The sequence below is a fragment of the Acidovorax sp. SUPP3434 genome (genome assembly GCF_030159015.1).
Taxonomy (GTDB): domain Bacteria; phylum Pseudomonadota; class Gammaproteobacteria; order Burkholderiales; family Burkholderiaceae_C; genus Paracidovorax.
In genome coordinates this window covers 102,324-114,752 of the sequence record NZ_BQXL01000009.1, presented here as the reverse complement: position 1 = coordinate 114,752, position 12,429 = coordinate 102,324, and the positions used below count along the sequence as shown (strand labels likewise).

At 72.9% G+C, this 12,429-nt stretch carries 10 protein-coding genes; 3 read left to right on the top strand and 7 right to left on the bottom strand.

Annotated features, from left to right (window positions below; all coding sequences use genetic code 11):
- Positions 1 to 22: 22 nt before the first annotated feature.
- The 3 genes from AVKW3434_RS15175 to AVKW3434_RS15165 form a co-directional block, all read right to left on the bottom strand.
- Positions 23 to 1,222, bottom strand: a complete 1,200-nt coding sequence (locus AVKW3434_RS15175) for an efflux RND transporter periplasmic adaptor subunit (protein WP_284406512.1) — start codon at positions 1,220 to 1,222, stop codon at positions 23 to 25.
- Positions 1,223 to 1,309: 87 nt separating this feature from the next.
- Positions 1,310 to 2,785 carry an efflux transporter outer membrane subunit gene (locus AVKW3434_RS15170; RefSeq protein WP_284406511.1) on the bottom strand — a complete coding sequence of 492 codons (1,476 nt, stop codon included), beginning with the start codon at positions 2,783 to 2,785 and terminating at the stop codon, positions 1,310 to 1,312.
- Between the two features lie 24 nt (positions 2,786 to 2,809).
- The gene (locus AVKW3434_RS15165) at positions 2,810 to 3,493 is read right to left on the bottom strand and encodes a CerR family C-terminal domain-containing protein (protein WP_284406510.1); all 684 of its coding nucleotides are present in this window, start codon (positions 3,491 to 3,493) and stop codon (positions 2,810 to 2,812) included.
- Between the two features lie 201 nt (positions 3,494 to 3,694).
- Here AVKW3434_RS15165 and AVKW3434_RS15160 point away from each other — a divergent pair, with 201 nt between their 5' ends.
- Complete coding sequence (locus AVKW3434_RS15160; RefSeq protein WP_284406509.1) at positions 3,695 to 5,587, top strand: methyl-accepting chemotaxis protein; 1,893 nt, start codon at positions 3,695 to 3,697, stop codon at positions 5,585 to 5,587.
- A gap of 46 nt (positions 5,588 to 5,633) precedes the next feature.
- On the opposite strand, the gene AVKW3434_RS15155 is transcribed toward AVKW3434_RS15160, so the two are convergent.
- From AVKW3434_RS15155 to AVKW3434_RS15140, 4 genes are read right to left on the bottom strand one after another with little or no spacing between them, the layout of a single operon-like run.
- Positions 5,634 to 6,530, bottom strand: a complete 897-nt coding sequence (locus tag AVKW3434_RS15155; RefSeq protein ID WP_284406508.1) for an amidohydrolase family protein — start codon at positions 6,528 to 6,530, stop codon at positions 5,634 to 5,636.
- Positions 6,527 to 7,726, bottom strand: a complete 1,200-nt coding sequence (gene ssuD, locus AVKW3434_RS15150) for an FMNH2-dependent alkanesulfonate monooxygenase (protein ID WP_284406507.1) — start codon at positions 7,724 to 7,726, stop codon at positions 6,527 to 6,529. Before ssuD ends, AVKW3434_RS15155 begins: the two co-directional genes overlap by 4 nt.
- Positions 7,723 to 8,901, bottom strand: coding sequence for a sigma-54 interaction domain-containing protein (locus AVKW3434_RS15145; protein WP_284406506.1), 1,179 nt, complete (start codon positions 8,899 to 8,901; stop codon positions 7,723 to 7,725). The genes ssuD and AVKW3434_RS15145 overlap by 4 nt, the downstream gene beginning before the upstream one ends.
- A 40-nt stretch (positions 8,902 to 8,941) precedes the next feature.
- Positions 8,942 to 10,153: an acyl-CoA dehydrogenase family protein gene (locus AVKW3434_RS15140; RefSeq protein WP_284406505.1), complete on the bottom strand. Its 1,212-nt coding sequence runs from the start codon at positions 10,151 to 10,153 to the stop codon at positions 8,942 to 8,944.
- 429 nt (positions 10,154 to 10,582) lie between these two features.
- On the opposite strand from AVKW3434_RS15140, the gene AVKW3434_RS15135 reads away from it, so the two are divergent.
- Together AVKW3434_RS15135 and AVKW3434_RS15130 are read left to right on the top strand one after the other, a co-directional pair.
- The gene (locus AVKW3434_RS15135) at positions 10,583 to 11,572 is read left to right on the top strand and encodes an aliphatic sulfonate ABC transporter substrate-binding protein (RefSeq protein WP_284406504.1); all 990 of its coding nucleotides are present in this window, start codon (positions 10,583 to 10,585) and stop codon (positions 11,570 to 11,572) included.
- A 7-nt stretch (positions 11,573 to 11,579) separates the two neighbouring features.
- The gene (locus AVKW3434_RS15130; protein ID WP_284406503.1) at positions 11,580 to 12,422 is read left to right on the top strand and encodes an ABC transporter permease; all 843 of its coding nucleotides are present in this window, start codon (positions 11,580 to 11,582) and stop codon (positions 12,420 to 12,422) included.
- The last annotated feature ends 7 nt before the right edge of the window (positions 12,423 to 12,429 follow it).

The window sequence follows — 12,429 nt, the reverse complement described above, 5'->3', positions numbered from 1 at the left end:
TAATAGCATGATGCCCTAGTATTCATTGTGCTGCAGGCATTTTTGGTGCAGATGCCGCGGGCCGGGGCGCCGGCGCGGACGCCGCTGCTGCGGGCGCTGCGGCCTGCACGCGCACCAGGTCGCCGTCGTTCAGGAACGCGCCGCCGCGCTCGACCACCGTCACGCCCGGCTGCAGGCCCGAGACGATCTCCACCCGGTCGCCTGTGCGCTGGCCGGTCTGCACGCGGCGCATCACCACGCGGCTGCCCTCGCCGATCTCGAACACGCTGCTGAAGCCGTCGCGCACCACCACCGACGACTGCGGCACGCTGAGCGCATCGCGCTGGCCGAGCAGGAAGTCGCCGCGCGCGAACATCCCCGCACGCACGTCGGGGTGCAGTGGCAGGTCCACATAGACCAGGCCGTTGCGCGTCTGCGGATCGACGGTGGGGGCGATCATGCGCACGGTGCCCGGCACCTGCGCGCCGCTGGCGGCCGTGACGATCACCTGGCTGCCGGGGCGGATGCGCGGCAGGTCGTTGGAGGTGACCTCGGCGCGCCATTCCAGGCGGCCCTTGCGCACCATGCGAAAGAGTTCGGTGCCCGCGCCCAGCACCGCGCCCACGGTGGCGGTGCGCGACGAGATGACGCCGCTGTCCGGCGCCAGCACCTGGGCGTGCTTGAGTCGCAGCTGCTGCGCGTTGAGGGCCGCCTGCGCGGCCTCCACGCGGGCCTGGGCGGTTTCGCCGGCGGTCGAGTACTGCTGGATCTGCTGCTGGCTCAGGGCGCCGCTGGCCTGCAGCGTGCGGGCGCGCTCGGCGTTGGCGGCGGCCTCGGCGGCGCTCGCGCGGGCCTCCAGCAGGCTCGCCCGGGCCTGGGCCACGTCGGCCTGCAGCGTCTCGGGCGCGAAGGTGGCCAGCACCTGGCCGGCGCGCACCGTGTCGCCCACGTTCACGCGCACGTCGGTCAGGCGCAGGCCGCTGCTTTCGGTGCCGATGCTGGCCTCCTGCCAAGCGGCGACGTTGCCGTTGGCGGGCAGGCGCTGCGCCAGCGAGGTGCGCGTGGGCTGCGTGGTGGTGACGGTGAGCGCGGGCCGGGGCTCGCCGGCCTTGGCGCTCTTGGCGTCGTCCGCCGCGCGCGAGGGGCCGGCGGCCATCAGCGCGCCGGCGGCGGCGAGCACGCACACGGCCAGCACGGCCAGCGCCGCGGGAAGGGAGGAGGGGGTGAATTTCATGCGCTGCATGGGGGTTCCATTCATGCGGTCAACGATGACGACTGAAGACAAAGCGGAAGACGGGGGCGAGCGGTGCGGCGGTGCATGGCGGGCGGCTCACCGGGCGGGCGTGGCGGAAGGGGCCAGGGTCGAGGCGGGCAGGGGCGCCGCCGCGGCGGCCTGCGGGGTGGCCTCGGCCTCCCAGCCGCCGCCTGCGGCGCGGTACAGGCCGATCCAGGCTGCCATGCGCTCCTGCCGCAAGGTGATGAGCGCGGTCTCGGAGGCCAGCGCCGTGCGGCGCGAATCCTCCAGCTCGACCAGGCTCGCTAGCCCGCCGCGCCAGCGCGCCTCGGTGGCGGTGAACGAGGCGCGGTAGCCGTCCGCCGCGCGCTGCGCATCGGTGCTGCGCGCGGCGGTGCTGGCCAGGCGCACCAGCGCCTGCTCGACCTCGCTCACGGCCTGGCGCACCGTGCCGCGGTACTGCTGCACGGCCGCGTCGTACTGCGCCTCGGCGGAATCCACCTGCGCCGCGCGCCGGCCCGCATCGAAGATCGGCAGCGACAGCCCCACCGGCCCGATGGACCAGGTGTTGGAGGTGATGCTGGCCTCCCCCGTGCGCACCCAGCCGCGGCCCACCGAGCCGCTGAGCGTGAGGCGCGGCAACTGCTGGGCGAGGGCGCTGCCCACGTCGGCGCTGGTGGCCGCCACCTCGCGCTCGGCCGCGTACACGTCGGGCCGCTGGGCCAGCACGCGCGCCGGCAGGGCCTCGATGGCGAAGAGCGCGTCGGGCGCCGGCGCCAGCGGCGCGGTGGCGGCACGGGCGCGCAGCGCGGATTCGTCCCGGCCGGTGAGGGCCACCAGGGTCTTGAGATCGATCTCGCAGGCCATGCGCTGCTGCTCGGCGCGCACGCGGCCCTCGGCCTCGCTGGCCTGCGCCAGGGCGAGCGTGGCGGGCGCGGTGAAGCCGGCCCGCTCGCTCAGGCGCGACAGCTGCGCGGTCTGCCCGCGCGAGGCGGCATCGGAGGCGGCCACCTCCGCCAGCGCCAGGCACTGGCGCCAGCTGCTGTACTGCGTGGCGACCTCGGCCGCGACGGAAACGCGGGCCTCGTGCCACTGCGCCTGGGCGCCGGCCAGCCGCTGCAGCGCGGCCTGGTTGGCGGCGGCGTTGCCGCCGAACAGGTCCACCTCCCAGCTGGCCTGCAGCGCGGCCTGGGCCGTGCTGGCCAGGCCGCCGACCTGCTCGTTCACGCCGCGGCTGGCGCTGGCCTGCCCGTCCAGCGAGGGCAGCAGCGCGGCGCGCGCGCTCACCCGGGCCGCGCGGGCCTGCGCCAGGCGCGCCCGGGCCTGCGCCACGCTCGGGCTGATGTCCTGCGCCGAGGCGATCAGCTCGGCCAGCAGCGGGTCGCCGGCGCGCTCCCACCAGCGGGCCAGGTCGGCCACGCTGCCCTCGTGGGGCAGCGGCGCCTGCCAGCCGGCGGGCGTGGGCGCCTCAACGCGCGGGGCGGGGCTGGGAACGGCGCAGGCGGCCAGCCACAGGGGCAGGGCGAGGGCCAGCAGGGCGCGGGAGGGGCGGTGCGTTGGGGGTGTTTTCATGGGCAACCAGAAAAAGGCATGGCGCTAGCGGGGGGCCGCGGCCGGCGCGCGCAGCGCCTGCTCGGCCGCCACCATGGCGAGCGCGTATTCGGTGAGCCGGCCGGTCCAGGCGTCCACGGCTTCGGGGGTGGCCAGCAGTTGCGGCTCCATCGCGGCCAGCACCTCCTGCTGGCACCAGATCTGGAAGGCCAGGCCGGTGATGGCCAGCACCAGCCGGTGCAGGTCGTCGTCGGGGCCGGCCACGCCCAGGTGCCGGCCCAGCAGCCGCACCATGGCGTCATGGGGCTGGCGCACGTCCTGCTCCAGCTCCTTTTCCCACTGGCCGGTGGGCTCCAGCATCTCGCGGATGTGCAGCCGCATGAACTGGCGCGCTATCTCGCCGTGCTGCAGTGGGGCCAATACTCCGCGAAAGTAGCGCTGCATCGCCTCGCGCAGGTCGAGCCCGTCGCGGGTGAAGTCCGCCACCAGCGAAGGCATGTCGCCGAACGGCTCGGAAAACAGCGCGGCATACAGGGCCGCCTTGTCGCCGAAGTAGTAGCTCACGGCCGCCACGTTGGCCTGGGCGGCCTGCGCGATGGCGCGGATCGACGTCTTGGCGTAACCGTGCTCGGCGAACAGCCGCAGCGCCGCATGCAGCAGCCGCAGGCGGGCCGTGGGGGTGCCGGTGGCGGCGTCGGCCGGGGCGGCGGGAGGGCTGGTGGGAGACATCGCGGCGGATTAGACCACGATAAATCAAACGTTTGTTTTAAACCCCGGGGCCGCCGTGGGCGGCGGGCGTGGCTGAGCCGACACACTGGCCGAAATCAACCGGGTAGTCGACATGTTTTGTCGGCTTTTTCTGGCAAACTTTTTGTTGCAAACGGTGTGGGGTTGTGGTCCGCCGTGGACCGGTTCGATCAAGGGGTTGGCATGTTCAGGAATCTTTCCATCCGGGTGGCGCTGCTGCTGGTGCTGCTGTTCTTCACCGGCGCGCTGCTGGTCTCGGTGGGGGTGGGCTGGGTGGGCACCCGCGCCGGCGTGATGGCCGGCGAGGTGCAGGACCGCACGACCCGCGACATGCTCGCGCTCAAGCAGGCCGAGATCCGCATGTGGGACAACCGCGTCGCCCTGGCCGTGGGCCACCGCAACGTGCTGCGCGGCGACCCGCCCGACAGTGTGCGGTCGCAGACCACGCGCGCCGAGAAATCCATGCAGGAGGCGCGCCCCATCCTGCAGTCCGTGGCGCAGGGCCTGCCCGCCGACTGGGCGCAGGAGCGCCAGCTCGCCACGTCGATGGTCACCGCCTTCGACGCCTACGCCGCCCTGGTGCAGCGCGGCGCCGTGGGCTTGGCCGGCGGCAACGAGGCCGAATACAGCGGCAAGGAGATCGTCGCCCAGCGCAACAAGCTGCTGGCGGACATGGAGGGGCTGATGAAGCAGCTCTTCGATGCCGAAGGCGAGCGCGGCAATGCCCTGCAGGCGCAGTCGGTGCGGCTGCTGTACATCGCCGAGATCGCGGCCGGCGTGCTGGTGGTGGTGGGCGTGGTGCTGGCGGTCCTGTGCTGGGTGTTCATCCGCCGCAACGTGCTGGCGCCGCTGGACGACGCCGGCGCACTGCTGGAAAAGGTCGCCCAGGGCGACCTCACCACGCGCATCGAGGTGCGTTCGTCCAACGAGATCGGCCGCCTGATGGGCGCAGCGCGCACCATGCAGGAGGGCCTGGCGCGCATGGTCACGCAGGTGCGCCAGGGCGTGGAAGAGATCCACACCGGCTCGCGCGAGATCGCGCTGGGCAACGGTGACCTGAGCGGCCGCACCGAACAGCAGGCCGCGTCGCTGGAGGAAACCGCCGCCAGCATGGAGCAGCTGTCGTCCACCGTGAAGCAGAACGCCGACAGCGCACGCCAGGCCAACCAGCTGGCCGCCAGCAGCATGGCGGTGGCCCAGCGCGGCGGCGCGGCGGTCGGCGAGGTGGTGGCGACGATGCAGGAGATCGCGGGCAGCTCGCGCCGCATCGCGGACATCGTCGCGGTGATCGACGGCATCGCCTTCCAGACCAACATCCTCGCGCTGAACGCGGCCGTGGAAGCGGCGCGTGCCGGCGAGCAGGGTCGGGGTTTCGCCGTGGTGGCCAGCGAGGTGCGGGCCCTGGCCCAGCGCAGCGCCACCGCCGCCAAGGAGATCAAGGGCCTGATCGACGAGTCGGTGGGCAAGGTGGGCGCGGGCTCGGCCCAGGTGGAGCGTGCGGGCGCGACCATGCAGGAGATCGTGGCCTCGGTGCAGCGCGTGACGGACATCATGGGCGAGATCTCGGCCGCTTCCACCGAGCAGTCCTCGGGCATCGACCAGGTGAACCAGGCCGTGGTGCAGATGGACCAGGCCACGCAGCAGAACGCGGCGCTGGTGGAAGAGTCGGCAGCGGCGGCCTCGTCGCTGGAAGAGCAGGCCAAGCGCCTGCGCGAGGCTGTCTCGCAGTTCCGCGTGGATGCAAGCGCGGTGCCGCTGGCGGCGGTGTCGGCCGCGCCACGCAGTGCGGCCCCGGTCGCGGCACCCGCCCGCGTGGCGGCCCGCCCGGCGCCGGCGCGCCCGGCCGTCTCGGCCACGCCTTCGCCCGCTGCGGCAGTAGCGCCGGCACCGAAGCCGGCTGCGAAATCCGCGGCTCCATCCGCTGCCAAACCCGCCGCGAGCGCGCCCGCTCTGTCCGCCCCGGCCGCCAAGCCCAAGGCGCCTGCCACGCCGGCACCGGCCGCCCCCCGGGCCGCTGCGCCGCGCCCGGCGCCCGCGCCGTCATCGCGGTCGGACGACGACTGGGAAACCTTCTGAGGAAAAGCCCGGCCCTTGCCGGGCGGGCGCTGCAGGCCGACGGGAGTCAGGCGGGCCCGGCCTGCACCGGCACGCTGCCGATGCCCAACAGCCGCGCCGCATTGCCGTACAGCACCCGGTCGATCACGCTCTCGCGCAGGCCCAGCGCCAGGGCGTCTTCGATGGACTGGCCGATCGGCCGGAACGGGTACGACGAGCCGAACAGCAGCTGGTCGCCCAGAAACCCGTTGGCCGCCTCCACATAGGCCTGGCTGCCGGGCTGGAACAAATACATGTCGGGCACCAAAAAGACGTTGTCGTAGCGAAAGGCCAGGCCGATGGCCTGCTGCACGTTGGGCCACCAGCCGTGGTACGCCACGATGGGCAGGTGCGGAAAGGCCTGTGCCACGCGCGCGACCGGGGCCGGGTCGTTGAAGCGCAGGTCGGGCGAGGTCGGCCCGGTCATCAGGAACACGGGCACGCCCAGCTGCTGTGCCCGCTCGTAGATGGGAAAGTACACCGGGTCGTCCGGGTGGCGCGGCGGCTGGCCGAAGCCCGGTTCGATGTCGATGCCCGCCAGGCCCAGCACCTTCACGGCGCGCTCCACTTCGGCCAGCGCGGCGGCCTCGCCCTGCAGCGCCGGGTCCACCGCGCCGATGCCGATCAGCTCCGGCTGGCCCTGCACGATGGCATGGATGGTGTCGTTGGGCAGGTGCTGGCCGGGCGTGTGCCGGCCCACCACCACGGCGTGCGACAGACCGGCATCGCGCACCTCCGCCAGAAAGCCTTCGGGCGTGCGCGAGCGGGTGAAGTGCGCATCGTCGCCGCGCGTGCCCACGCGCCGGTTCAGCCAGCGCGCCAGGTCTTCGCCGGGCGAGCCGGGCGTCCGGCCGAAGAAGTCGTGCAGGTAGGCGGGCCGGCAGCGCATGTCGATCACGCGCGGATTCGACGTGGGGGCGCTCATCGCACCGCCTCCGGCACGGGCGCGGTGGCCGCCACGGGCTCGGCCGCCGCCGGCCGGCTCGCCCGGATGTCGAACGCACCGCCGGTCAGCGACTGATCGCGCAGCGTCACCGCCTGCTTGCCGGGCAGCAGCGGAAACACCAGCTCGGCGAAGCGGATGGCTTCTTCCAGGTGCGGGTAGCCCGAGAGCACGAAGCGGTCCACGCCCACGTCCACGTATTCCTGCAGCCGCTCCGCCACCTCCTGCGCATTGCCCACCAGCGAAGTGCCCGCGCCGCCGCGCACCAGGCCCACGCCGGCCCACAGGTTGGGGCCCACCACCAGCCGATCGCGCCGGCCGCAGTGCAGCGCGGCCATGCGGCGCTGGCCCTCGGAATCCATGCGCGCGTAGTTCTGCTGCGCCCGGGCGATGTCGTCGTCGGTCAGCCGGCTGATGAGGCGGTCGGCATCGGCCCAGGCCTCTTCGCTGGTCTCGCGCACGATGACGTGCAGGCGCACGCCGAAGCGCAGCGGGTGCCGGTCGAGGTCGCGGCCTGCGGCGGCGGCGCGGGCGCGCACGTCGGCGATCTTCCCGGCCACGGCGGCGGGCGGCTCGCCCCAGGTCAGGTAGGCATCGACATGGCGCGCGGCCAGCGCGTGCGCGGCGGGCGACGAGCCGCCGAAGTACAGCGGCGGGTAGGGCTGCGTGGCGGGCGCGAAGAAGTTCTGCGCGCCCTGCACTTTCAGGTGCCGGCCTTCGAAGTCGACCTTCTCGCCCAGCAGCAGCCGGCGCCAGAGGGTCAGGAACTCATCGCTGGCGGCGTAGCGCTCGTCGTGGCTGTAGAAAACGCCGTCGGCCGCCAGCTCGGTCGCATCGCCACCGGGCACCACGTTCAGCAGCAGGCGGCCGGGGCCCAGGGCCTGATCGAGCGAGGCCGCCTGCCGCGCCGACGCGGTGGGGTTGCCCAGCGAGGTGCGCAATGCCACCAGCAGTTGGATGCGCTGGGTGACGGGCACCAGGCTGGCGGCGGTCACCCACGGGTCCAGGCACGAGCTGCCGGTGGGAATGAGCAGGCCGTCGTAGCCCAGCTGCTCGGAGGTCACCGCGATCTGGCGCAGGTAGGCATTGGTGGGCGCGCGGCCGAAGTCGGAGGTGCCCAGGTAGCGCGTGTCGCCCGAGGTGGGCAGGAACCAGAAGATGTCGGGGGTCGGACTCATGGGGAGGGGCTTTCGGAATCGGTGTCGGGTGGGAATTCGGCGGTTGGCGCGCCCGCATCGGCGCCGGCGCGGCGCGGCGCGCCGACCTCGCCCAGGCGGATCAGCCGTGCGCGCACCACGTTGCGGCTCAGGCCCAGCACGCGTGCTGCTTCGCTCTGGCTGTAGTGGCACCAGCGGAAGACCTCCAGCAGCACGGCGTCTTCCACCGTCTGGTAGAGCGCAGGCACATGGGCTTCGCACAGCTGGCGCACGGCCTGGCGCAGCAGCGGCAGGCCCGGTGTTGAGGGGCTGGCGGCCTGCGGCGGCGCCGCTGCCGCCGGGGTTTCGGGCTCGGTGCCCGGCCGCGCGGCGCCGGACAGCCGCAGGTCGGCGGCGTCCAGCGTGCGGCCGTCGCCCAGCAGCAGCGTGCGGTGGATGGTGTTTTCCAGCTCGCGCACGTTGCCGGGCCAGGGCGCCTGCTGCAGCGCGCGTTCGGCGGCGGGCGTGAGCTGCGGGCGCGGGTAGCCCAGGCGCCGGCTGTAGGCGTCGATGAAATGGCGCGCCAGCGGCACGATGTCGCCCGGGCGCTCGCGCAGCGTGTGCACCTCCAGGCTGACCACGTTCAGGCGGTAGTACAGGTCCTTGCGAAAGCGCTGCTGGCGCACCAGTTCCTGCAGGTCCACCGACGCGGCGGCCACGATGCGCACGTCGATGGGAATGGGCTGGCGCCCGCCCACGCGCACCACCTCGCGCTGCTGCAGCACGCGCAGCAGCTTGTTCTGCACGGCCAGCGGCAGGTCGTTCACCTCGTCCAGGAAGATGGTGCCGCCATGGGCTTCCTCGAACCAGCCGGGCTGCGCGCCGAAGGCGCCGGGAAAGGCGCCGCTTTCATGGCCGAACAGCTCCGAATCGACCAGCGCTTCGGAGAACGCGCCGCAGCCCACGGCCACGAAGGGCGCGGCGCTGCGCGGGCTGCGGCTGTGCAGGTAGCGCGCGATCAGCTCCTTGCCGGTGCCGCTCTCGCCGGTGATGAGCACGCCGGCGTCGCTGGGCGCCACCTGCTCCACCTCGGCCAGCAGCGCCTTGGAGCGCGGGTCTTCGAAGATCCAGGCCAGGCCGGCCTCGGGGGCGGCGGGCGTGGCAGTGGCGGTGGCGGTGCGGGCCGGTGCGGCGGGCCATGCGGGGAGGGTCGCCATGGTCGTCAGCTTGAGGGGTGGGCGCGGTCGTGCCGGGCGATCACGAATAGAACGACGGTGCCGGCACCCTGGCGTGCAGCGCCCAGTCGCCCAGCTCCTGCAGCTTGTAGTCCACCGGGTCGTGCAGCGTCTGCGTGCGCAGGTTGCGCCAGAAGCGGTCCAGCCGCAGCGCGCCGTGCGTGGCGCGCGCGCCGGTGGTCTCGAAAAGCCGGCTGGTCACGTCCAGCCCCACGCGGGTGGAAGCCACCTTGGCCGTGGCCACCGCCACGGCCACGCGGCCCCGGCCTTCGGCGTCCAGCGCGTCGCCTTGCGCCCAGGCCGCATCGAACGCGGCGGCGGCCTGCGCGGCCAGCAGGCGCACGCTTTCCAGCCCCACGAAGAACTCGCCGTAGTGCGACTGGATGTACGGGTCTTCGCTGGCGCGTTCGGCGGGCGAGCGGAACCAGGGGCGCGACTCGTTCAGCGTGTAGTGCCGCGCCTGCGCGAACGCGCCCTCGGCCAGGCCCAGGAACACATGCACGAAGATCAGCTGCGCCAGCAGCGGCCGCAGCGACGAGCGCGGCGTGGTCAGCGGGCCGGGGTCGCGCAGCAGCTCGCTGCCCTCCACGCGCACGTTCTCGAACAGGGCGCTGCCGCTGTCGGTCTGGCGCTGGCCGAAGCTGTTCCAGTCGCCGTTCAGGGTGATGCCCGCGCGGGCCGTGGGAATGGCGGCGATCAGCAACTGGCCGGTGTGTTCGTCGATGCCCGAGGCGACCAGCATCTCGGAATCCAGCGCACCCGAGCAAAAGCTCTTCTTGCCCGAGAAGTCGTACCAGTCGCCAATGCGGCGCACGGCGGTGCGCGTGTCCAGCGGGTTGAGCGCGTTGCCCCAGAACCATTGCTTGCGCGCCGTCTGCTCCAGCCATGGCACCCACTGTTCGGGCCGCGCGAACAGGCGCACGGTGGCCAGCAGCAGGTGGTGAAAGCCGTAGACGTGGGCCAGCGAGCTGTCGGCCTGCGCGAGGGTGCGCACGGTCTGCAGCGTGGTCGCCCAGTCGGCGCCCTGGCCGCCCTGCGCGGTGGGGATGGAAAGCGACAGCAGGCCGCTGGCGCGCAGCGCATCGCGCTCGGCCTTCGGCGTACCGCCGCGGGCATCGCGCTCGGCGGCGGTGGCGGCGAAGCGGTCGGCCAGCGCCTGGGCCGTGGGCAGGGGCGAGGCGGGCGCGGTGGGCGGGGCTTCGGGCGGGTGCAGTTGGGGGTCGCGTGAGGACATGGGTGGGGCGCCGGCATAAGGGTGGGGGCGGTCGGGCCGGAGGCGCCCGCCGCCGCGAGTGGGTCCAGTGTGCGCAGGCGCGCGGGCTCGCCACATGCGGAATTCGCGCGTGCTTATGCGGTTTTTGGTCGATGCGCGCGCCGCGGCCTGCCGGCCGGCCATGGGGGCGCGGTGCGCCCCGCGTCGCCTTGGGCTGCACCGGCCCGCCGCGCCGTGCGCGCAGCGGCCTGTTGCGTGATTCGTGCGCAATTTGCTGCTTGCCTGCGGCGGCTGGTGCAGGCCAGCCGGCCGGTTTTCAGGGGCGCGTCAGGGGCACGCCAGGGGCGGCAGGTTTCTCATAAAAATAGACGAATAACGTTCTTGGCCGTGCGGCAAGCCGCGCCCGATACTGCGCCGCACCATCACCGCATTCACCGGGAACCCACCACCATGCAACGACGCACCCTGCTGTCGGCCGGCGCCGCAGCGCTGGCTTGGCCCCTGGCCTCGCACGCCGCGCAGCCGCTCAAGGAACTGCGCCTGGACTACGCCACCTATTCCCCGTCCAGCCTGGTGCTGCGCCGCTTCGGCTGGCTGGAAGAGTCGTTCAAGCAGGACGGCACGGCCGTGAAGTGGGTGTTCAGCGCGGGCAGCAACCGCGCGCTGGAGTATCTGAATGCGGGCAGCATCGACATCGGCTCGTCGGCCGGGCTGGCCGCGCTGCTGTCCAAGGCCAACGGCAACCCGATCCGGGCACCGTACATCTTCTCGCGCCCCGAATGGACGGCGCTGGTGGTGCGCAAGGATTCGCCCATCCAGTCCGTGAAGGAACTCAAGGGCAAGAAGGTCGCCGCCACCAAGGGCACCGACCCGTACCTCTTTTTGCTGCGTGCGCTGCAGGTGGCCGGTTTGAAGCGCAACGACGTGGAGATCGTCGCGCTGCAGCACGCCGACGGCCGCACCGCGCTGGAGCAGGGCCGCGTGGACGCCTGGGCGGGGCTCGATCCGCTGATGGCCGCCAGCGAGCTGGATGCGGGCTCGCGCCTCATCTACCGCAACGTGGCGTTCAACACCTACGGCTTTTTGAATGTGCGCGAAGAGTTCCTGGCCCAGCGCGCCGCCGAGACGCGCCGCGTGCTGGCCGGCTACGAGCGCGCCCGCCAATGGATCCTGGCCCACACCACCGAGGCGGCCAGGATCCTGTCGGAGGAGGCCAAGGTCAGCCTGGAGGTGGCGCTGCTGCAGCTCAAGCTGCGCACCGACCTGTCCAACCCGCAGCCTTCGCAGGAACACATCGCCGCGCTGCAGGGCGCCGCCCCGCTGCTCCTGTCCGAAGCCCTGGTGCGGCCCGGCACGGCGTTGAACAAGGTGGTCACCGACCTGGTGGACACGCAGTTCGCGCGCGGCGTGACGAACGCGCCGGCGGCCTCGCTGGCCTGACCGCGCCATGTCCGCCCACCCGCAGGAATGGTCCGGCATCGGCCCGGCCGTGGAGACCGCCCGCACCGCACCGCGCCGCCGGGGCTGGAGCGCGCTGGGCACGGGCTGGATCCTGCCGGCCGCGGTGTTGGCCGTGTGGGAAGGCGCCGTGCGCGCCGGCTGGGTCAGCCCGCACCTGCTGCCTGCGCCCACCGAGATCGTCCAGACCCTCATCAGTTTCGGCGGGCAGGGCCTGGCCGGCCATGTGCTGGCCAGCAGCGCGCGCGTGGCGGCGGGCTTTGCCATCGGCACCGTGCTGGCGATCGCCATCGGCGCGCTGGTCGGGCTGTCGCGCCGGGCCGAAGGGCTGCTGGAGCCCACCTTCCAGGCGCTGCGCGCCATTCCGTCGCTGGCCTGGGTGCCGCTGCTGCTGCTGTGGCTGGGCATCGACGAGGCTTCCAAGATCGCCTTGATTGCCATCGGCGCGTTCTTCCCGGTTTACATGGGCGTGGCCTCGGGCTTTCGCGACGTGGACCGCAAGCTGGTGGAGGCCGCCCGCATGCACCGGCTGGGTTCTGTGGCCATGGTGCGCCGCGTGCTGCTGCCGGCCGCCCTGCCGTCGGTGCTGACCGGGCTGCGCAACGGCCTGAGCCTGGCGTGGATGTTCATGGTGGCGGCCGAACTCATCGCCGCCACGCGCGGCCTGGGCTACCTGCTGACCGACGGCCGCGAGATGGGCCGCGCCGACATCGTGCTGGCGGCCATCGTGCTGCTGGCGCTGCTGGGCAAGGTCACCGACACGGGCATGGCCTGGCTGGAAAAGCGCTTGCTGGCCTGGCGCGACACCTATGACAGCACTGCGCGGGACTGAACCAACG

Excerpts from the sequence above, each read along its gene's own strand:
- AVKW3434_RS15160 (WP_284406509.1), top strand. The coding sequence starts at position 3,695 with ATGTTCAGGAATCTTTCCATCCGGGTGGCGCTGCTGCTGGTGCTGCTG.
- AVKW3434_RS15170 (WP_284406511.1), bottom strand. The coding sequence starts at position 2,785 with ATGAAAACACCCCCAACGCACCGCCCCTCCCGCGCCCTGCTGGCCCTC.
- AVKW3434_RS15140 (WP_284406505.1), bottom strand. The coding sequence starts at position 10,153 with ATGTCCTCACGCGACCCCCAACTGCACCCGCCCGAAGCCCCGCCCACC.
- AVKW3434_RS15145 (WP_284406506.1), bottom strand. The coding sequence starts at position 8,901 with ATGGCGACCCTCCCCGCATGGCCCGCCGCACCGGCCCGCACCGCCACC.
- AVKW3434_RS15175 (WP_284406512.1), bottom strand. The coding sequence starts at position 1,222 with ATGCAGCGCATGAAATTCACCCCCTCCTCCCTTCCCGCGGCGCTGGCC.
- AVKW3434_RS15165 (WP_284406510.1), bottom strand. The coding sequence starts at position 3,493 with ATGTCTCCCACCAGCCCTCCCGCCGCCCCGGCCGACGCCGCCACCGGC.
- AVKW3434_RS15130 (WP_284406503.1), top strand. The coding sequence starts at position 11,580 with ATGTCCGCCCACCCGCAGGAATGGTCCGGCATCGGCCCGGCCGTGGAG.
- ssuD (WP_284406507.1), bottom strand. The coding sequence starts at position 7,726 with ATGAGTCCGACCCCCGACATCTTCTGGTTCCTGCCCACCTCGGGCGAC.
- AVKW3434_RS15135 (WP_284406504.1), top strand. The coding sequence starts at position 10,583 with ATGCAACGACGCACCCTGCTGTCGGCCGGCGCCGCAGCGCTGGCTTGG.
- AVKW3434_RS15155 (WP_284406508.1), bottom strand. The coding sequence starts at position 6,530 with ATGAGCGCCCCCACGTCGAATCCGCGCGTGATCGACATGCGCTGCCGG.